The following is a 20,193-nucleotide window of genomic DNA, read 5'->3' as shown; positions in this document are numbered from 1 at the left end:
GCCATGCCAAATTACAGTAGAGCAAGGATTCAAGATTTTCTAGACAGATCAGACACAGCACCCAATCCAGATGCTAAAGGTCGAATTTTTGAAGACCTCATTGTTTATTTATTTGAACGTTTTCAAGGTGTCAGAGTTGCCGACAGAAATGTATTGGATAACACTGGAGCACAGGAACTGGACGTTGTTTTTTGGAACAACAGAGTAAGGTCGCCCTTTGATTTTCTTGATCCAATACTTATTTCGGAGTGTAAAAATGAAGCTCCTCCATTGAGTAGTGCAAAATGCAGGGAGTTTGTTGCAAAGCTAAGGAGTCGTGGAGCAAATACTGGTTTGCTAATATCTTCTAGTGGTATTGCTGGACAGTTAAATGGTTATAGATATGCAAACTCTGTTATTATGGATGCATTAACTGCTGATAGAATTAAAGTCATTGTAATTGACCGAGCTGAAATCTTGGCATTAAATAATACTGATGACTTAATCAATTTGATTACTGAAAAATACCTTAATTTAACACTAAGAAGAACATTAAACTAAACACCTGCGTATAACATGGGTTTTGTGTTAGTGGGTAGATTGTAAATAAAAACATTAGCAATTAATAAACGTTGATGATGACAGAAAGTTTACTTTTTCAAAAGCCCACTAACGCAAAGCCGAAATAGTTATAGGCAATTATTAACCAATAATACTATGGCAGAACTAAACTATCAAGAAAAGGAAACTATAGAAGACTTTCTAGGAATGAAAAGTGGGTATGTGATGGACTTTTCAAACAGGACATTTCAGGAATTTATATATAAAGCTGTCAAAAAAGATATTTATGATCCAATTTACCAATACGCTTCTTGTTCAAAAGCAAATTTGTTAAGAAAATTTATTGAAATTGAAAATTCTTCAATCGTTGGCAAATTAATTGAAGAGTTTTGTAGCTATTGGTATGCTAAATCTCAAAGAGGTTCTATTAACAGGTTTAAGGGTGATGAATATCTTTATAAAGAAACACTTAAAATAGTTGAAAAACTCAAAATAGAAAAAATTGTTGAAAATATTGAAGCTATTAAGCCTAATAATTTTGATGACAAAGATTTTGAAACTTTAGCTAAAAATATTAGAGAAAGTATAGAAAGAAATGAGCCAGAATTATCTATTGATAGATTACACACTTTTACATTTAAATACATTCGGATACTTTGTAAAAAACACAATATTGATTTTAAAAAAGAAGAATCATTAAATAGTATTTTTGGAAAATATGTGAAATATCTATTTAATCAAAAATTGTTAGAATCCGAAATGACAGAAAAAATTTTGAAATATTCTATCAATATACTAGATGCATTTAATGATGTAAGAAATAATAAAAGTTTAGCACACGACAATCCTATTTTAAATTATGACGAAAGTTTATTGATTTTAAATAACATCTCAACAGCAATAAGGTTTATTGAAAAAATAGAATTACAAATAGATGCAAAAAACATTGTTGAAAATACAGAAACTGGATTTGATTTACCATTTTAAACATTACTTACAACAAGGTATTTGCAAAGGTAAAACTTAAGAAACCTCTTAATAAAAAAGAGAAACCTCCCGGTTTCTCTTTTTAGTTATCCAAACTTCCTCTTCCTCAACCAGAAGAACAATCCTCCTAAAGCCCCTATCACCACTAAAGGAAGCAGCAAATTAAACCATTGCCAGTTGCTTTTTTCTTCGGTGATTCTCTGTCGGTCCAGAAGCCTTTCTTCGATGTTTCTGTTTCTTAATTCCATCAGGTTGCTGTCGTCTAACAGATAATCCAGTGCATTTCTTAAAAACTGTTCGTTTCCAAACTGCTCGTTGGTCAGCATATCTACGCCTAATGGTAAAGGTTCCCCTTTGATCACTTTGTTTCTTCCCACGTCTCCGTCTGCAATCACGATCATTTTATTTTCCGGGCTTTGTCCTTTGAAGCCGGGGTAAGATTTTCTTTCAATCCTTGAAGAATAGGCAGACGTAAATTTGCCTTCCAGTGCTACGGCATAGATTTTCGGGGTGCTTGGTTTTTCCATTTGTCCAAGGCTGTCTACGCTGGCAATTTCTTTTAAATCCACATAATTCGGAACCTGCTTCAGCAATGTTCTTTCGCTGGATTCAAAAAGAACGTGGGTTTTGATGTTCTTTCTTCCCAATGTATCAATAGAAGTCGGGAACTCAAATTTTACCGGATTGATATTTTTGGTGATCGGGTGATCTTTTTCAGCAATTCCAAGCGGATAATACGGCCATGGAAGGCTTGTATATTGAGGGTTTCCACTCACCTCTCCCGTTACCAGCCTTAATAGCGCAAATTTCTTCACATCCTTTACCAAAGCAGGATTGATCCTGATTCCATAATTGAAGAAGAAATCCGTCATATTGATATCCACAGGGAAAGGCATTACTTTTTGGGATCTCATCAGGGTATCCATTTCAGCATTCACCGCATCGATCATCCAAAGGGTTTTCCCGCCGTTCATAATGTACTGGTCCAGAATCACCTTTTCATTATCCGTAAACGCTTTTCTTGGCTTTGCAATCACCAAGGCGCTCATTTGTTTCAACAAAGGAACATCGGCGATTGTAAGCTCAGTTTGATTTTTAGGAATGATAGGACCTGCATCATAGCTTTCCAATGCCAAATGCATGAATCCCTGGAATTCTTCCGGACTCAATTCATCCTGGTTTACCAGAATTCCTACTTTCTTTCTTTTATCCGTTGCTACGTTCTTGATATTGGAAACGAGGTTGTACTCTAAATTTTCAATGGATTTGGTAAGCTGTTGATCGGCATCAATCCCCGCCTGCTGTACCACCAAAGGAATGGAAATCCCATTTTTGTTATACTTGATCACCGCATACGGAAACAGTACGATCTGTGAAACCTTCCCGTCCTTTACATCCGGCAATACGGAAGGCTGCATTCCCATCGCCATCAAAGTATCCTGGGACATTTTGGTTTTGATAGGGTCTATGAATTTAAAATCTATTTTCGGATTCACCTTTCTGAATTCCTCCAGCATGAATTTGGTTTCGCTCTGAAGCTGCTTGAAGCTTGCCGGGAAATCTCCCTCAAGGTAAACCTCAACCGTTAATGGTTTTTTAACCGATTCCAGTACTTTAATGGTGTTGTCTGAAAGGGTATATCTTTTTTCTTTCGTTAAATCCAATCTGATTCCTGAAATATACAGGATCACCGCCAAAGGCAAAATAACGAACAGTAAAATTCCTACCGGTGACTTGAATGATATCTTCTTCATGATCTTACTTCTTTTTATTAATAAAATGATTGGACAACGCTAAACAAACACCAATGATCAGAACAAAATAGGCTACATCCTTGAAATCAATCAACCCTCTTGTAAAGGCTAAGAAATGCTGATAAAACCCAATGTTCTGTAATATAAAATCTGCTCCGCCTAAAAGCTTATAACTCGCCAGTTGCTCGATCCCGAAATACATAATGAAACACATGAAAACGCCCAGTAAATACGCCATGATCTGGTTCTGCGAAAGTGAAGACGCTAAAATCCCCACTCCTGAAAAAGCAGCAATCAGGATGAGGAGTCCGATATAACTTCCGAACGTCATTCCCAAATCGATATTTCCTTCCGGAACTCCCAAAACATATACCGTATAAAGGTAAACCAATGACGGAATCAGGCATAAAATCCCGACTACCCAAATGGAAAGGAATTTCCCGAATACAAGGTCAGATACTTTTAAAGGCTGTGAAAAAAGCCAGTATAAAGTTCCGGTCTGCTGTTCCTCTGCAAAGGTCTTCATAGAAAGTGCAGGAATAATGAACATCAGTAACCATGGTACCAGAACGAAATAGCTCTGTAAAGATGCCATCCCGATCTCGAAAATATTGGAATCGTTATCGAAAAAAAACAGAAAAAGAGCCGCAATGAGACTGAAAGCCGCAATGATGATCCATGCGCTCCAGTTCCCGAAGTAACTCCAAAGTTCTTTTTTAAAAATTGCAAACATGTTTTTGAGTTATGAGTTTTAAATGATAAGTGATGAGTTGTGAGTTACTTGTTGCCAGTTTTAAAAACCAACTTATAACTCAAAACTCATAACTTATAACTACTATTGTTTATTTTTTTTATTCTTATTCACCAGCTTCACCGTCATCATGATCAGAACTACCAGAACGAAAAATCCTGCAATTAATTGCCACCAGTATTCGATCACCTGATATTTTAAAATCACGGTGAATACAACCAGGAATAATATAAAAGTTGCTATTTCATTGGCTTGTCTCAGCTTGATATTGGCTGTTTCAAGGGTATTCCCGTTAAGCTGTTTCAATTGAAGGACTTTTTTCCAGCACCAGTAATGGTAAATTGCCAAACCGATCAGGAAAGTAAGCTTCAGATGAAACCACGGAGTTTTCAGTAAGCCTGTATTCAGAAAGATCATGATAATTCCGCATACCGTCATGATCACCCCTGCAGGAACGGTAATAATGTTCCAGAGTCTTCTGGCCATGAACGTATACTGTTCTCTTAAGATAGCTTTCTTTTCTTCGGCAAATTCATCCGTATCCTTATAGTAAACAAAAATTCTCACGAGATAAAAAATTCCCGCAAAATAGCTTACCATGAAGATAATATGTAAAGCTTTGATGATGGTGTAAAGCATTATATAAACTTTTAAATATCTGAAATTTTACATCGACTATCTACACTCAAGAGATAATCAAAGAATTTACGCTTTGACACTTTTATATTATAGTAACTTGCCTGTATAATGAAAATTCCCAAGCCTAAAATAATAGCCATTGTGTAATATTCATTTTTATAATACATATAAAATGCAGCCAGAACTATAAACAAAAGGCTGATTATTTGCAAAAGCCCTAATCCAACAGTTAGCTGTAAATTATTTCCTTGGTCAAAACTTCCCTTAAAATCCGGAGAATATCTGCCTAACAGTTTAATTTTAAAACCATTTTCAGAAACGTTTCCAATAAAATTCTTGGGCAAATTGGAACGGTTTTCCAACAAACTGCTTTTTATATTTTCTAAAACAGTCTCTTTGGATTGGGAAAATTCTATTCTGTAGCTGGATTTAAAAAGCATTCTGATAGTTTAGGAAATCACGCCAAGCTCCTTTCCTACTTTTTCAAAAGCAGCAATCGCTTTATCCAAATGTTCTCTTGTATGCGCAGCAGATAACTGAACTCTGATTCTCGCTTTTCCTTTCGGTACTACAGGATAGAAGAAACCGATCACATAGATTCCTTCATCCATAAGCTTTTCAGCCATTTTCTGGGAAAGAGGCGCATCATAAAGCATTACCGGAACAATCGCAGCATCACCATCAGGAATATCAAATCCTTTAGCTTTCATCTGCGTTCTGAAATAGGAAGCATTTTCCATTACTTTATCACGAAGTGAAGTATCGTCGGAGATCATATCCAATACTTTTAAAGCAGCACCTACGATTCCCGGAGCCAAAGAATTAGAGAACAAATAAGGTCTTGAACGCTGTCTTAACATATCAATGATCTCTTTCTTACCAGAAGTAAATCCTCCTAAAGCACCTCCTAAAGCTTTTCCTAATGTAGAAGTAATAATGTCTACTCTACCCATCACTTCATTCGCTTCATGAGTTCCACGTCCTGTTTTTCCGATGAAACCTGTTGCATGGGAATCATCTACCATTACTAACGCATCATATTTATCTGCTAAGTCACAAACTCCTTTTAAGTTGGCAACAATTCCGTCCATTGAGAACACTCCATCCGTTACGATGATTTTGAAACGGTGATTTTTCTCAGAAGCTGCAATTAACTGAGCTTCCAGATCAGCCATATCATTATTTTTATAACGGTATCTTGCCGCTTTACAAAGACGAACGCCATCAATAATAGAAGCGTGGTTCAGTTCATCGGAAATAATAGCATCCTCTTCAGTAAACAAAGGTTCAAAAACCCCTCCGTTCGCATCGAAACATGCAGCATATAAGATGGTATCTTCAAGTCCTAAAAACTCAGCGATCTTTTGTTCCAATTGCTTGTGAATATCCTGGGTTCCACAGATGAAACGAACAGAAGACATTCCATACCCATGAGATTCAATCATATCCTGAGAAGCTTTCATCACTTCAGGATGGTTGGATAATCCCAAATAATTGTTCGCACAGAAGTTCAAAAGCTTTTTACCGTTCGCTTCTATTTCTGCGCTTTGTTGAGAAGTAATAATTCTTTCTCTTTTGTAAAGCCCGTCGTTATCAATATTCTGAAGTTCGTTCTGTAGATTTTCAAGATACTTTTTCGAGATCATTTTTAGTAAATTTTAAGATGCGCTAATTTAGTAAAAAGGCGGTAAAGTATCAGCTTTATATCCGTTTTATTCTGAATGTTTCTATTAATGAACAATATTTTTCTCAATAGTCTATAAATTTAGTAGACTAATTGTTATATTTGTTCCAAAATTCAGGGAAATGAGATTATCACCGGTACAAAAAATCAAAAAAATAGACCATAAAGACTTTCTTTCCACCTATATGAAGCCTGCAAAACCTGTCGTTTTAGAAGACTTTGTGGATCCTGAAAGCCCCGCTTTCAAAAAATGGAATTATGAGTATTTTAAAAAAGTGGCCGGAGATCATATTGTCAATATTTACGGAAGTGATCTTGATTCTTTGGACAGAGTAGCCAGTAAACCCATCGGGCAAAGCTCTTTTGCAGAATACCTGGATCTGATAAGCTCATCTCCTACCGAACACAGGCTTTTTTTATTCAACTTATTAAGCATTAAACCGGAGCTTAAAAATGATATCATCTATAACGATGTTACCCATGGAAAAATACTGAAATGGCTTCCTTTTATGTTTTTCGGCGGAGAAGGCTCTATTACCCGCAATCATATTGATATAGATATGTCACATGTATTCATCACACAATTCCAGGGCATCAAAAAGATCTGGCTGTTTCCCTGGGAACAATCTGACCTGATGTATAAGCTCCCTTATAATTTCCACAGCATCACCAATATCAAAGAACCCGATTACCGGGAGTTTCCGGGACTGCTTTATTTAAACGGTTATGAAGCCGTTATACAACCAGGGGAAACCCTTTACATTCCTTCCGGGTATTGGCATTATATCCAATATGAAACAGAAGGCTATTCCGTTTCCGTGAGGGCATTGCCTTTAAGTTTTCTTGAAAAATGGAGAGGCTTTAAAAACATGATCCTGATCAGAAATTTTGATAATGCGATGAGGAACATCTTTGGGGAAAAATGGTTTGCCTTCAAAATGGGAAAAGCCAAAAGGAAAGCCAATCGCGCTATTAAAAAACAAAAAAGCTTCCATATCTGAAAGCTTCTCTTATATATTAATCATTAAATTTATTGTAACAATGGAATTACTGTATGCGATAACCTCTGCTGAACGTTCTCTGTATTATTTTTATCCAGTTTTTTATACTGTTCCGGTTTTTTAATATCAGGATTAATGCTTAATAAATTTAACTGTCTTGTCTTTGATAGAGAAAATATAGGTCCCCGGAACCAATTCTGTAATGTTGATCGGTTTATTCGGCTGATACGTTGATTTTCTTACCAATCTTCCGTCTGCGGTATGAATGGTATAATCTGTTGGTCGGTCAATTCCCTTTACATACAGTTCATTTTTAGCCGGATTCGGGTATAAAGCGAAACTATCTGCATCTACAGAAACTGTACTTAAGGTGGCATCCTGAGTAACTGTTGAATTTCTTTCCAGCATCTGATATTCATAGTTGAACTGGACACTTGCTACCGGAAATGCAACCGTTTTTGTAAAATACTGGTTATTTGAAGTATTATCCAACGCAAAATAAGCAACTTCTCCTCCGGTTCCATTGACTTTAATCGGCAAAGGCATTTCAAAGAAGCTCACAGAAGCATTACTTTGAGTCTGGGAAACTTTAAAAGTGATCTGATTCGCCGATTGCTTCCATCTGATGTCATACGTAGGATAACCCTGTCCATAAACCCAATCATTGAAAAATTCCGTAAAATCCTTTCCTGTAGACTGAAGTAAAGAAGCATTAAGATCGGCCGTTCTTACGTAGTTATAGGCCAGATTCGGTCTTGCGTGATAATCTTTAAGAGCCTGATAAAATACGGTTTCCCCTAAAATCCACTTAATCATTCTTAGAATATAGCCTCCTTTTGAATAACTCAATCTGCTGTTAAAAATAGCATTTACATTGGCCAGATTGGCATCTGACACATACGTGCTTCCTCCTGTTGCACTGGTCACAAAATCTTTCTGGCCTGCCAGATAATTCATGAAATCTGTATTGGACATGATCAGCTTTTCATTCGCTACATGTTCCCCGAAAGTAGCAAAGCCTTCATTCAGCCAGATATCATTCCATGCACCACAAGTTACTTTATCTCCAAACCATTGGTGGGCCAGCTCATGCGCAATAAGCCCCTTGCTCCAGCTTCCCATAGAACTCATCGTCTGATGCTCCATTCCGCCACCAGGCATAAACTGCATATGTCCGTATTTTTCATTTCTGAAAGGATAGGGTCCGAAATAGGTTTCAAACGTATTCATGATCTGCTTCGTCCAATCTATATTGGCCATGCTCGTTGCATCGGATGCTGTAGAAGGATATACATAATTAACGAAAGGAAAAGGTGGATTTCCCATCGTATCATTCAGTTTCACGAAATTGGTAATGGAAAGAGCCGCCAGATAAGCTGCCATAGGATACATAGTTCTCCAGAACGTTAATTTATTTGCTCCGGTAACGGTTTCAGACATCAGTTTTCCATTAGATGCTACACTATACTGAGAAGGAGTGGTAATTTTAAAATCAAAACGCTCTATTTTATCATTAAGGCTTTGCTTGGTAGGAAACCAATCCTGGGCTCCGTATGGCTCACTAAGCGTAGCAAGCATCGGAGTCCCCCCCTGCGTTCCGTTTGTAAAAGCACCATTAGCTGTAGGTGGTGTTCCGGAATAATGGATCGTTAAAGAATCCAGCACATTGGCTTGCAAAGCAGATGGAAAATCAATTTTCACCTCCTTTGTGGCAAGTTGTTGAAAATTAAGATTGTTTCCGTGATATTTTACCTGAGAAACCGTTAAAGAATTCACGAGATCAAAATAGATACTGCTGATATTCTGATTCGGCTTAAAATGAGATGTTACCGAACCTGAAATCATAGCTACCGCCGGATCTAGGGTCACATCCATTCTCTGGTATTGTAAATCGTAGTTCAAGGTATTGGGATTGACATTACCGACATTCATCTTATGGGTATAGGAATTCATTTCCTTGGCCATCAATCCTTTTTTATCTATATTTTCATTCTGTGCGTAGAATGAGTGAAACGCAAAAACGCTCAGAACCCAAAAATATAATTTCTTCATAATACAACTTTTATTCTCAAAGATAAAAAAAACCTTCTAATCATTGATTAAAAGGTTCTTATATAATTTTAATTACTTATTCATTAAAGGTCTAAAGCCGGTTCAAGAATTTTTTCCATTCTTTTCTTCACCATATCTACAGATCCGGAATAGTTATTTACTAATAAAGAGAACACCAATGTTTTTCCTGAATTGGTCTTCATATATCCTGCCAAGGTTTTTACTCTGTTCAAAGTTCCTGTTTTAGCAAAGATCTGCCCGTTTCCGGTTCCTATGAACATTCTTTTCAATGTTCCGGACTGTCCTCCTATTGGCAATGAAGTAAGATAAGCCTTATAATACTTTTCATCCATTAATGAGGTCAGATATTTTACCTGAGAGATTGGTGTTACCAGATTGCTTCTCGAAAGACCGCTTCCGTCTACATAGCTTAACCCGTTCAGATCAAAAGAAATATCTTTTAAGTGACCTGTTACTACAACTCTTCCAGATTCAGAAGTCTGGTCTCCCAGTTTCTGGAACCCGACAGTTTTTAATAAAGCTTCGGCTAAGGAATTATCACTATGTTGGTTGGTATAATATACAATATCCCCTAATGTAGGAGATTTATAGGCAGAAATCATTTTTCTGCTTTCAGGAGTGGCGTCTGTCATTTTAGGAGTTACTTTCCCTGTAACCGCTACTCCGCTTTTCACTAAAGTTGTTCTGAATGTGTTCGCCAGATAAGCAGGAGCATCCGGTAATTTTGTTGTCAAAATTCCCTCTCCGTCATATTTGTCAGCATATACCATTTGGTTCACATACGGAGAAATATAGAAATATTTTTTCTCTGCAGAAAAATTGCTTCCTTTTTTGATCAGCTTTTCGTTAGCCGGGCTTATTTCTCGTGTAGTTCCTACAGGCAGATAGTAATTACCGTTCTCTAGCCAAACAACATTTTCCGGAAGCCTTGAAATAGTACCTTTGAAAAGCGCTGTCTGAATAATAATATCACCATTTACCTTTTTGATTCCCACATTTGAAATTCCGCTTACGAAGTCTGAAACAATATCCCTGTATGAAGAAGCTCCGGCCTTGTTCGTCCCTAAAGACGGGTCACCGCTTCCTACGATATAAAGATTCCCATTCAAAACTCCATTCTCATCAATATTTCCTGAATATTCCAGCTGTGTCATCCAACGGTAGTTTTCTCCCAACAGGTTTAAAGCTGTTTCAGTGGTCAATAACTTAGTGGTGGAGGCAGGAACTAAAGGAGTATTTTCGTTGTACGAAGAGATTACTTTCTTCGTTTTCGGGTCGTACACTACGAATCCCCAGTTTGCATTTTTCAGCACGGGGTCGGACATCATTGTGTTTACATTAATGTCTACAAGTTCTTTCGGCGACAAAATCGTTTTTTCCACAACCGAAGTTATGGGAGAAGGCAAGTTTAAATTACTTTTTTGATTATCGTAAGCCGGAGAGTACAGAACTGTAGATACGGTAGTCTGAGCAAGGAAAAATCCGGATGCTATTACCGCAAAGCCTGAAATATACTTTCTGAAATTTACCATCTATCTTATAATTTGTTTCTATGTTTGGATGTCATAAAAACGATTCGGTTAAAAATCATCAATAAAAGAGCCAAACATTAAATCAACGATCAAAAGTAGAAATTATTGTCAGAAACCTGAGCATTAACACCTTATAAAAGTGTGTAAAGTTTGTTAAAAATTGTTAAAAATCCACAAAAACGTCTTTTTTGATGCTCTGATAAGCAGTAATATTATCAAATTCATTCAAACTTATCAAAACCAGATTTTTGAACTTCTCATAGTTCTTTCCTCTCGGAAGCTTAAGCAATATCTGAAACTGATACAGGTTATTAAGTTTCGCAATCTGTGCTTTTTCCGGGCCTAAAACACAATCTTCCGGCAGATATTTTCTTAACACAGACCCTAAGAATTGAGAAGCGCGGTTCACTTTATCTTCCCGACGGTGCTTTAGCTCAATCATGATCAGCTTCGTGAAGGGCGGATAATGGAATTTCTGTCTTTCTTGTAAGAAATATTCATATATTTTCGCCACCTCATTCATTTTGATCAGCTGAAATACAGAATGATCCGGATTGTAGGTCTGAATCAATACTTTTCCCTTTCCAGAAACCCTTCCCGCTCTTCCGGAAACCTGAGTGATCAACTGATACGCTCTTTCCTCTGCTCTGAAATCCTGAACATACAATAAAGAATCAGCTTTGGGAATTCCCACCAGCTCGATATGATCAAAATCCAGGCCTTTGGAAATCATCTGAGTTCCTACAATAATATCGGTTTCTCCTTCTTCAATTTTCTCGTAGAGTTTTTCATAAGCAAATTTCTTTCGCATGGAATCTACATCCATCCTGTCTACCTCATAATCCGGAAACAGCTTGGATACCTCTTCATGAATCTGTTCTACGCCCACTCCTCTTTCGTTAAGGTTTTCGGAATGGCATTTCGGGCAGGTTTTAGGCTTAGACGCTCTTTGCCCGCAATAATGGCATTTCATTTCATTGGCCGCTTTGTGATAGGTCATGACCACGTCACAATTTGAGCAGTAATTCACATATCCACAGCTTTCACATTCCACCACATTGGCATAACCACGGCGGTTGTGAAGGATCATGGTCTGATTTTTATCTTCCAGCGTTTTTTTAATCTCTTCCAGTAAACGCAAAGAAAAATTCCCGGAAGTTTTTTTGGATTCCTGAGCTTCTTTGAAATTGATCAGTTCATACTCAGGCAATTTCACCTTACCAAACCTTTCGTTGAGGGAAACATATTGCAATTTATTTTTCTGAGCCAGATAATAACTCTCCACAGAAGGTGTGGCAGAACCCAGGATTACTTTAGCACCATAAAACCCCGCCAAAACCAATGCTGCATCTTTGGCATTGAAATAAGGTGAAACTTCTCTTGGCTTATAGGCCGAATCATGTTCTTCATCCACCACGATCAAGCCTATATTTTGAAATGGAAGGAATAAAGCATTCCGTGTTCCTATGAGAATTTGTATATCATTGTTTTTAATTCTTCTCCAGACCTCAACGCGTTCAAAATCGGTAAGTTTCTGGTGATAAAAACCCAGCTTTTTCCCGTATTTTTTTTCTAATCTTTGCGTGATCTGCTTCGTTAAAGAAATTTCAGGAAGTAAAAACAATACATTTTTCCCGGAATTGACGCATTCTTCAATCTTTTCAAGATAAATATGGGTTTTCCCGGAAGAAGTAACGCCATGAAGCAATACATTTTTATGATGGTTAAACGCTTCTTCAATTTCTTTATTCGCCTGTTTTTGTGTTTCAGAAAGCTCTTCGATGTCTTCTGTTTCTCCTTCATAGCTTTCAAGCCTGTCTTTTTGAAGGTAATATTCTTCCACAAGGTTTTTATCCACCAATGCTTTGAAATGAGAATTCCCAAAGTATCCATCTTCAAATAAAGTGGATTTTTTGATAAAACCGGTGGGATTTTCGGTTTGCTGATCTAAAATATGGAGGAAAAGATCTTTCTGTTTAGGCGCTTTGTTAAGCTTGGAAAGTATTTCCGTAAGATCCTGATTGTTCAAAAGCCCTTCATTGATCTTTACGTAAGCAATTTCTTTCGCTTTATATTTTTCGGAGATTTTCTCATCAATTTCAATATATTGAAGGTCTATCAGTGAATTGATGGTTTTAATGATCTCTTTTTTAGGGATAAACGCTTCAATATCCGTTAAGTTGATAAGCTGTCTTATTTCCAGTGCCTGAATAAGATACATTTCATTCACATCCAGATTTTCGAAATCAACCGTTACATTAGGTTTTAATTTCAGGTAGGTTTCACTTTCCAGCTTTAAAGAGGAAGGAAAAGCAAATCGATAGATTTCTCCCAAATTGCACAAATAATATTCTGAAAGCCAGTTCCAGAAATCAATCTGCTCTTTAGGCAGAATCGGGAATTCATCCAGAATACTGATGATTTCGCGGGGCACAAAACTTTCAGGTTCCGCATCGTGAAGCTCAACTACAATTCCCGTATAAATCTTCTTTCCGCGAAATGGGACCAAAACTCTCATTCCCGGCTGAATTGCGGGTATTAATTCTTCGGGAACTTTGTAGGTAAAAGATCCTTTTAAATTAAGCGGTAAAACAATCTGGGCGTATCGCAAGAGAAATAATTAAAGGGTAAAGTTAGATTTTTCTTTAGAAAACTGCAATAATTTCTATTTTTATCGTTCTTAAAATACTTTAATTCAATCTAAAAGAAACCAACCATGAAAAGATTTTTTTTACTTATCACATTCTTTCTTGCAATTGCTGCTCAGTCTCAAGACAAAGTTTCGGTAAATAAGCAAGAAATCACAATTCCTATTGGTAAAAAAATAACCCTTAAAGCCGAAATAAAAGAGAACAAGATTATCAATTTCAAAACTGTTGATGAACAAAATATTACAGAAAAAATCGATTTGCTCGAGGCATTAAAAAGCTTCGAAAAAGATGATATAAAAGATAACAGCATCGAATTTGTTTTTTCTGAAGCTCAGATGATGAACTCTTCTTTAATTGCATTGAAAACTATTCAAAAAACGGGGAAAAGAATGACCTTCAAAGCTAAAATAAGATTGAAAGGTACTTCATCATATCAGCCTACCTCTATCATTCCTATTGTAAGTAACACCACTTCTATAGAAGAATGGCGAGATGATATTGATTCTATTTTATTATATGATTTTCAGCTAGAGAAATAATCAGAATATAAAATCAAGCACTTTATACCAAATTGCAGAAGTTAGAAAACCTACAACAATACTAAATCCAATGATCAAGTTGGTCAGTTTGGTATTCAACCGGAATTGTTCTGCAATAATACTGGAAGTGACTACTGTGGGCATTGCTGCTTCAAAAATGGTGATCTTGGCAATATTGCCTTTTATTCCGAACAATAAAGCAGCTCCAAGAACAATTGCCGGAGCTAGAATCAGCTTATACAACATGGAAGCCGACATTTGTGGAATCAGTTTTTTCCAACCATTGAATTTTAACTGTAACCCCACCGAGAACAAAGCTAACGGACTTACAGTTGCCGCCAGTTTATCAAAAAAAGGTTCTGCCATAGTAAAATCAATGAACTGAGATAATACTAATGCTGCTATACATCCCAGAAACGGAGGAAAAGTGATCAATCTTTTCAGAATAAATGCGGCACTTACTTTCCCGGATTTGCTCCCTCCTTTCACCGCTGCAATGATTCCCAATGTGGAAAGGGCCAGGAACATCGTCTGATCACAAATGATGGCAATACTTAGCAAACTTTCTCCATAAAATGCACTGATCAGAGGAAAACCTATAAAGGATGTATTGCTGTATCCGCTTGTGAGTTCCAATGTGCTTCTGGACCGTCTTGAATAGCCCTTACTCTTGCTGTAAAACATCATAAAAAAGAAACAGCAAACCGCTATAAGAAATGTAGCCGCAATGGGAAAAAGCATTTCTGTGCTCCAATGTACTTTTGGCAGATATTTAAACGATACTGCCGGTAAAGCCAGATAAAGAATCCAGGTATTGATGCCTTTATGAGCATCGGGATGAATGGATTTTGTTGCTTTGAAAATCATTCCCGCCAGAATACACACCGCAATCAGAACAAAATTGACCATAGCTTTTCAAGAATATGCCGCAAATTTACGGCTGAATTTTGAGTTATGGTCTTTTTTACAAGACATATTGCAAGAAAATATGATTCTTCGTCCCCCTCAGAATAACAAATTAATTCATAGTATCCCACAGACTCAGCACTTCTATTTTTTCCAACGGTTTTGACAACTGAATTCTCTTTGAAGTTTGGGGCAGCAAATCGAAGAAATTATCACTAAAATGAACATCCCCGATCAGGTACACATCTTTAGCCAGAACATCAGTGGAAATTTCAATTTCCATTGGAGAAATTTTGTTGATCCGGATATTCGGTTGGGATAGCTTTAAATCTTTAGGTTTGGAAAAGTAATAACTGTTTTGAGCAATAACATTTCCATGTTGATCTTGTAAGGACAATTTTAAAAAGATTTTACTTTTATCTGAGTCTCCAATCAGTTTTTTTATTTCAACGGAATTAAGCTTCAGTATATCATTCAATTCTTTTTCCGCGGGACTAATATGAATTTGATTTATAATTTCGCCGTTAAATTTAGCCACTTGAATACTTAAACTTATATTGTTGAATTTCTTTAATTCATCATTAATAGCGTAAAAATTCAAATTACCTTCTTTTTCCTCTGTTAAAATCACCTGTTGTTCAAAGCTTCTTTTCACCTGATAGTGGAGTGCTTTCCAATTTCCAAGATAATCTATTGAAGACCAAGAAACCACCGGCCAGCAATCATTCAGCTGCCAATATAAAGTTCCCATATTATAAGGCTTTGCACGGCGGTGGGCCTCAATGGCAATCTGCATTCCCCGTGCCTGGACCAATTGAGAAACATAGTTGTATTTTACGAAATCTGCAGGAAATATATAATCTCTTTTGATGTATTCATCTATGATCTGCCATCCTCGTGAATGTTTTTCGTGGGCTTTAATGGTTGGATTTTGTAAACTCAGGTCCGGATTCCCTGAAAACATGGTTTTGGTTGTTTCCAAGGTAGGCATTCCCTGGAAACCGTACTCAGACATAAATCGTCCCACTTTTTCATTATAGATCTCAAATGGCTGTTCTCCCCACCAGACTCCCCAGTAATGGGAATCTCCTTCGGTTAAGCTTTCTTGATGTCCCCATCCGATAGAAGGTGAACTTGGCCAATAGATATTTTTATCTGCTGTCGCGTTTTCTTTTAAAGTATTTGGAATAAGTTCATGAAAAACTTTTCTGTAATCTTTCCAGACCTGTAATGAATCTTCTTTTGAATAGTTGAATTGTTTTTGATATCCCCAATTTACAATGGCTTCATCCACTTCATTATTTCCGCACCATAAAGCAATTGAAGGATGGTTCTGCAAACGGTTGACCTGATCTTCCACTTCTTCTTTCACATTATTCAGAAAATGTTCATCCGAAGGATAAAAGCTTCCGGCAAACATAAAATCCTGCCAAACCAAAATACCGTTTTCGTCACAGGCCTTATAGAATTCATCATCTTCATATATTCCGCCACCCCAGACTCTGATCATATTCATATTTGCTTCTTTAGCCTGCTTGATCAGATGTTGGTACTTCTCTTTCGTCATTCTTGGGGAAAAGCTGTCTCCGGGAATCCAGTTCGTTCCTTTGATATACAATGGGTTTCCATTGACTTTAAAATAAAATGATTTTCCTTTGCTATCTTTTTCCTGAATTAATTCCACCGTTCTAAGACCAATATTGAAGTCTTTATCGGCAATATGAATTGAGCCTTTTTGCAAAGACACTCTGATGGGGTATAATTCCTGTTTTCCCCACCCATTCGGCTGCCATAATTTCGGATTAATAATTGCATAAGGAATCTGAATAGCATTCTTCCCTTTTTTCAATTGAAAGTTAAATGGCTTATTATTGATGGAAACAGTATATTTTCCTTCTTTTTCAGTAATAATTTCAGCCTGAATAGCAAGATCCGCTTTATCTTTGGTAAGATTTTTTTGCCCAACTTTTACGTTTTCAAGTTTAGCATTGTTCCAGAACTCCAATTTTACGTCTTTCCAGATTCCCGCCGTTACCAATCTCGGTCCCCAATCCCATCCGAAATGATACTGCGCTTTTCTCACAAAACTTCTGGGAGATTCCGGCATGGTAAACAGAACCTTTTTTGCTAATTCTTTCCCGGTACTGACTGCCGATTTAAATTGAACCAACAATATATTTTCACCGGACTTCAGATGTTCTTTAACGGGAATCACCCATTTCCTGAACATATTATCTGTTTTCTTCAATAATTTACCATTGAGATAGATCTCTGAAAAGGTGTCCAATCCGTTAAAAATCAAGTCGATATTTTGGCTTTCCGACAACTGTTTTGATGAAACTGTAAAACTGGTCTGATAGTCCCAGTCTTCATTTTCCACCCATTGTACTTTCTTTTCATTTTCATCTTTGAAGGGATCCGGAATTATGTTGTGATCCATCAGATCCAAATGAACTGTCCCTGGAACTTTTGCCGAAAGCCAATTGTTATCTTTAGCATTTTTGAACTGCCATTTTTCACCAGATAAACTATGTTCTGCAAGCTGTGCAGAGATAATATTCTGAATAAGAAGGAAAGCAAAAAGGATTGTTTTATTCATCGATCAATTTGTTTACAATTCTGTGAATGCCATTTTTAAGAAGAGGATTATTAAAATTAATAAGAAGCCCAAGTTGCATGTTCATCAGTTTCAGATAAGTTAATACTTGAGAATAAATTTGATTAAGCTGTCTTCTTAAGCGACTTTGTCGCTATTCTTTGCTTTCTTAAAATAAACCAGAGCCTTTAAAAAAACTTTGTGTTAAAACTGTTTTTATTTACTCTTTAAAGCAACCACTTCAGTCGGATTGGCAAAAGCACCACCATCCGTAATGGCAGAAGAATGAAAATATCCTGCTTTGGTAAATTCCCTGATCTCTTCTATATTGGTTGAGCGAAGCCCGCCACCCACTAAAATTTCGATTCTTCCATTAGAAAGCTCCACCAGTTTTCTCAGGTTTTCTTTTCCTTCGGAGACATTAGGTTTTTGTCCGGAAGTGAGGATGGTTTTAAAGCCACAGTCAATTACTTTTTCCAAAGAGATCTCAAGGTCTTTTGCTCTATCAAAAGCTCGATGGAAGGTACATGGAAGAGGATTTGCCAGTTCAACTAAAGCTTTATTCTGTTCGATATTTACCTCATCATTTTCATCTAAAATCCCAAAAACAAATCCATCTACCTGTAAAGCTTTTAACTGAGATAATTCGTCCTTCATTTGTTCAAACTCTGCATCAGAATAAGTAAAATCACCTCCACGAGGGCGGATCATTACAAAAATCGGGATATTGATCTTTTCACGGAGTGTTCTGGCTGTTTCAAAATCGGGAGTCGTTCCTCCTTCACTAAGCCCGTCACATAATTCTATTCTGTCTGCTCCATTTTCAAAGGCAATCATTGCCGATTCGGGATTGAAACATGCTATTTCTATTTTTGACATTCTTTCTTTTATAATTAATTAGATTGAGGTACTTCCTGTAATATATCTTCAATCAGAAAAGAGCTCTGATTTTTGATAACGCTTATTGTAATGGGATATTTTACATCATATTTTTTATCTATGAGAATCACATCAAATAGATAAGTATCATCAAGGGTCTCCAAAATCAAATCGCATTTTGAAACTTTTATCTCATCCCAATCCTGTCCGGTTATTAAAAATCCTACCCCTATTCCTGCTTTCTGAACATCAAATTTCATTCTCCATTTATCCTGAAACTCTTTTAAAGTGAGGCTTCCATCTACATCCATATCTACATTCATGGCATCAGTTTTATAATTGTAGTAATCCCTGGTAGTGATGTTTTGCATCACCTTATCCATATTTCCCGGATCTGCCTGGAAATAACTTTCAATGTTTTTTATCAGCCATTTTTTAGCGGCTTCAGATTCGTTGGTTTTATTGGCCGAAACGTTATTTACAGATGGAGGCCGTATTTGAGGTATAGGTCCTTTCTTATCTTCCATACAGGAAAGGACACAAAATAAAGAAGCAATAATTATTTTCTTCACAGGAGTTTGTTAAGGGTATTATTGTAAAGCAAATTCAGGTTTTTCCAATCTGTTTCCTTTCTGATCATGAACGGCAAAGCTAAATCCGTCCTGAATACAATAAGAACCATATTCGCCTTTTTTATTTAAGGCAATAAAGCCAACCTGAATGTCTTTTAAGTTTTTATTTCTTCTCTGGGCGATTTTCACAATCCTTTCTACCGCTTCTTTACATGCTTGTTGCGGATTTCTCCCCTGTCTCATTAATTCTACCACAAGATGAGTTCCCACGGTTCGGATCACTTCTTCTCCATGACCGGTTGCTGTTGCTGCCCCTACTTCATTATCAACAAATAATCCCGCTCCGATGATTGGCGAATCCCCTACTCTCCCATGCATTTTGAAGGCCATTCCACTGGTTGTACACGCTCCTGAAAGATTTCCCTGTGCATCTAATGCGATCATTCCAATGGTATCGTGGTTTTCAATATTAACGATGGGTTTATATTGGCTTGTTTTTAACCAATCTTTCCATTCTTTTTCGGATTCCGGAGTCAAAAGGTTTTCTTTTTTAAAACCTTGTGAAATTGCAAACTGAAATGCTCCGTCTCCTACCAGCATAACATGGGGTGTTTTTTCCATGACGGCTCTGGCCACGGAAATCGGATTTTTGATGTTTTCCAGACAGGCCACAGAACCAATATTATAGTTTTCATCCATAATACAAGCGTCCAATGTTACTCTTCCATCTCTGTCAGGACGTCCGCCGTATCCTACACTTCTTTCATTGGGATCGAGTTCAACTAGGCGAACTCCTTTTTCAACGGCATCCAAAGCTCTTCCGTTTTTTCCAAGGATCGTCCAAGCTTCTTCATTCGCTTTTAAACCGAAATTCCATGTAGAAAGAACTATAGGCTTATTTACAATTCCTTTTCTTTCAACAGGTTCTTTGGCAATCAGGTCCAGAGGATTTATCGCTAAAGCCAAAGAAGCAACAGCGGATTTTTTTATGAATTTTCTTCTACTTTCCATGATAAGATTTATGAAGTCCAAATTAGCAATTTTTCAGAGACTAAAAAAATAAAATGGCTACAGAAGCCAATCTGTAGC

Annotated in this window: 18 protein-coding genes; 4 read left to right on the top strand and 14 right to left on the bottom strand. The window is 36.9% G+C overall.

Features of this window, described 5'->3' with window-relative positions:
* Window positions 1-3 precede the first annotated feature (3 nt).
* Together EGI05_RS12205 and EGI05_RS12200 are read left to right on the top strand one after the other, a co-directional pair.
* Window positions 4-540 carry a PDDEXK family nuclease gene (locus EGI05_RS12205; RefSeq protein WP_123263290.1) on the top strand — a complete coding sequence of 179 codons (537 nt, stop codon included), beginning with the start codon at window positions 4-6 and terminating at the stop codon, window positions 538-540.
* A 156-nt stretch (window positions 541-696) separates the two neighbouring features.
* Window positions 697-1,527 (top strand): abortive infection family protein, encoded by an 831-nt coding sequence (locus tag EGI05_RS12200; protein ID WP_123263289.1) that lies wholly within the window; start codon window positions 697-699, stop codon window positions 1,525-1,527.
* A gap of 86 nt (window positions 1,528-1,613) precedes the next feature.
* On the opposite strand, the gene gldG is transcribed toward EGI05_RS12200, so the two are convergent.
* The 5 genes from gldG to kbl form a co-directional block, all read right to left on the bottom strand.
* Window positions 1,614-3,281: a gliding motility-associated ABC transporter substrate-binding protein GldG gene (gene gldG / locus EGI05_RS12195; RefSeq protein ID WP_123263288.1), complete on the bottom strand. Its 1,668-nt coding sequence runs from the start codon at window positions 3,279-3,281 to the stop codon at window positions 1,614-1,616.
* Between the two features lie 4 nt (window positions 3,282-3,285).
* Entirely contained in the window at window positions 3,286-4,014 is a 729-nt protein-coding gene (locus tag EGI05_RS12190) for an ABC transporter permease subunit (protein ID WP_123263287.1), read from the bottom strand.
* 102 nt (window positions 4,015-4,116) lie between these two features.
* On the bottom strand, window positions 4,117-4,671 hold the full coding sequence (locus tag EGI05_RS12185; protein ID WP_123263286.1) for a CopD family protein: 555 nt from the start codon (window positions 4,669-4,671) through the stop codon (window positions 4,117-4,119).
* An 11-nt stretch (window positions 4,672-4,682) separates the two neighbouring features.
* Window positions 4,683-5,111: a hypothetical protein gene (locus EGI05_RS12180; protein ID WP_123263285.1), complete on the bottom strand. Its 429-nt coding sequence runs from the start codon at window positions 5,109-5,111 to the stop codon at window positions 4,683-4,685.
* A 9-nt stretch (window positions 5,112-5,120) separates the two neighbouring features.
* Complete coding sequence (gene kbl / locus EGI05_RS12175) at window positions 5,121-6,317, bottom strand: glycine C-acetyltransferase (RefSeq protein WP_123263284.1); 1,197 nt, start codon at window positions 6,315-6,317, stop codon at window positions 5,121-5,123.
* A 160-nt stretch (window positions 6,318-6,477) separates the two neighbouring features.
* On the opposite strand from kbl, the gene EGI05_RS12170 reads away from it, so the two are divergent.
* Complete coding sequence (locus tag EGI05_RS12170) at window positions 6,478-7,356, top strand: cupin-like domain-containing protein (protein WP_123263283.1); 879 nt, start codon at window positions 6,478-6,480, stop codon at window positions 7,354-7,356.
* A 132-nt stretch (window positions 7,357-7,488) separates the two neighbouring features.
* On the opposite strand, the gene EGI05_RS12165 is transcribed toward EGI05_RS12170, so the two are convergent.
* The 3 genes from EGI05_RS12165 to priA form a co-directional block, all read right to left on the bottom strand.
* A complete protein-coding gene (locus EGI05_RS12165; protein WP_123263282.1) occupies window positions 7,489-9,408 on the bottom strand; it encodes a M1 family aminopeptidase in 1,920 nt (639 codons plus the stop codon).
* 83 nt (window positions 9,409-9,491) lie between these two features.
* Window positions 9,492-10,961, bottom strand: a complete 1,470-nt coding sequence (gene dacB, locus EGI05_RS12160) for a D-alanyl-D-alanine carboxypeptidase/D-alanyl-D-alanine endopeptidase (protein WP_123263281.1) — start codon at window positions 10,959-10,961, stop codon at window positions 9,492-9,494.
* A gap of 163 nt (window positions 10,962-11,124) precedes the next feature.
* Entirely contained in the window at window positions 11,125-13,572 is a 2,448-nt protein-coding gene (priA, locus tag EGI05_RS12155; RefSeq protein WP_123263280.1) for a replication restart helicase PriA, read from the bottom strand.
* 105 nt (window positions 13,573-13,677) lie between these two features.
* Between priA and EGI05_RS12150 the strand changes: the two genes are divergently transcribed.
* Window positions 13,678-14,151 (top strand): hypothetical protein, encoded by a 474-nt coding sequence (locus EGI05_RS12150; protein ID WP_123263279.1) that lies wholly within the window; start codon window positions 13,678-13,680, stop codon window positions 14,149-14,151.
* Here the strand turns inward: EGI05_RS12150 and EGI05_RS12145 are convergent, their stop codons facing one another.
* From EGI05_RS12145 to EGI05_RS12120, 6 genes are all read right to left on the bottom strand, one after another.
* Entirely contained in the window at window positions 14,152-15,060 is a 909-nt protein-coding gene (locus tag EGI05_RS12145; RefSeq protein ID WP_123263278.1) for an AEC family transporter, read from the bottom strand.
* Between the two features lie 109 nt (window positions 15,061-15,169).
* The gene (locus EGI05_RS12140; RefSeq protein ID WP_123263277.1) at window positions 15,170-17,656 is read right to left on the bottom strand and encodes a beta-mannosidase; all 2,487 of its coding nucleotides are present in this window, start codon (window positions 17,654-17,656) and stop codon (window positions 15,170-15,172) included.
* On the bottom strand, window positions 17,649-17,774 hold the full coding sequence (locus EGI05_RS12135; protein WP_123263276.1) for a GxxExxY protein: 126 nt from the start codon (window positions 17,772-17,774) through the stop codon (window positions 17,649-17,651). The genes EGI05_RS12140 and EGI05_RS12135 overlap by 8 nt, the downstream gene beginning before the upstream one ends.
* 95 nt (window positions 17,775-17,869) lie before the next feature.
* A complete protein-coding gene (locus tag EGI05_RS12130; RefSeq protein ID WP_123263275.1) occupies window positions 17,870-18,532 on the bottom strand; it encodes a copper homeostasis protein CutC in 663 nt (220 codons plus the stop codon).
* A 14-nt stretch (window positions 18,533-18,546) separates the two neighbouring features.
* Window positions 18,547-19,104 carry a hypothetical protein gene (locus EGI05_RS12125; protein WP_134197413.1) on the bottom strand — a complete coding sequence of 186 codons (558 nt, stop codon included), beginning with the start codon at window positions 19,102-19,104 and terminating at the stop codon, window positions 18,547-18,549.
* Window positions 19,105-19,122: 18 nt separating this feature from the next.
* On the bottom strand, window positions 19,123-20,115 hold the full coding sequence (locus EGI05_RS12120) for an isoaspartyl peptidase/L-asparaginase family protein (RefSeq protein WP_185144975.1): 993 nt from the start codon (window positions 20,113-20,115) through the stop codon (window positions 19,123-19,125).
* Between the last annotated feature and the right edge of the window lie 78 nt (window positions 20,116-20,193).

Origin of the sequence: Chryseobacterium daecheongense (genome assembly GCF_003729955.1) — a bacterium.
In the GTDB taxonomy this organism is placed as follows: Bacteria; Bacteroidota; Bacteroidia; order Flavobacteriales; family Weeksellaceae; genus Chryseobacterium; species Chryseobacterium daecheongense.
The sequence above is the reverse complement of the archived record's forward strand: the minus strand, read 5'-3'. Positions and strand labels throughout refer to the sequence as shown.

Coding starts and splice junctions, on each gene's coding strand:
- EGI05_RS12205 (WP_123263290.1), top strand. CDS start 4: ATGCCAAATTACAGTAGAGCAAGGATTCAAGATTTTCTAGACAGATCA.
- EGI05_RS12200 (WP_123263289.1), top strand. CDS start 697: ATGGCAGAACTAAACTATCAAGAAAAGGAAACTATAGAAGACTTTCTA.
- gldG (WP_123263288.1), bottom strand. CDS start 3,281: ATGAAGAAGATATCATTCAAGTCACCGGTAGGAATTTTACTGTTCGTT.
- EGI05_RS12190 (WP_123263287.1), bottom strand. CDS start 4,014: ATGTTTGCAATTTTTAAAAAAGAACTTTGGAGTTACTTCGGGAACTGG.
- EGI05_RS12185 (WP_123263286.1), bottom strand. CDS start 4,671: ATGCTTTACACCATCATCAAAGCTTTACATATTATCTTCATGGTAAGC.
- EGI05_RS12180 (WP_123263285.1), bottom strand. CDS start 5,111: ATGCTTTTTAAATCCAGCTACAGAATAGAATTTTCCCAATCCAAAGAG.
- kbl (WP_123263284.1), bottom strand. CDS start 6,317: ATGATCTCGAAAAAGTATCTTGAAAATCTACAGAACGAACTTCAGAAT.
- EGI05_RS12170 (WP_123263283.1), top strand. CDS start 6,478: ATGAGATTATCACCGGTACAAAAAATCAAAAAAATAGACCATAAAGAC.
- EGI05_RS12165 (WP_123263282.1), bottom strand. CDS start 9,408: ATGAAGAAATTATATTTTTGGGTTCTGAGCGTTTTTGCGTTTCACTCA.
- dacB (WP_123263281.1), bottom strand. CDS start 10,961: ATGGTAAATTTCAGAAAGTATATTTCAGGCTTTGCGGTAATAGCATCC.
- EGI05_RS12150 (WP_123263279.1), top strand. CDS start 13,678: ATGAAAAGATTTTTTTTACTTATCACATTCTTTCTTGCAATTGCTGCT.
- EGI05_RS12145 (WP_123263278.1), bottom strand. CDS start 15,060: ATGGTCAATTTTGTTCTGATTGCGGTGTGTATTCTGGCGGGAATGATT.
- EGI05_RS12140 (WP_123263277.1), bottom strand. CDS start 17,656: ATGAATAAAACAATCCTTTTTGCTTTCCTTCTTATTCAGAATATTATC.
- EGI05_RS12130 (WP_123263275.1), bottom strand. CDS start 18,532: ATGTCAAAAATAGAAATAGCATGTTTCAATCCCGAATCGGCAATGATT.
- EGI05_RS12120 (WP_185144975.1), bottom strand. CDS start 20,115: ATGGAAAGTAGAAGAAAATTCATAAAAAAATCCGCTGTTGCTTCTTTG.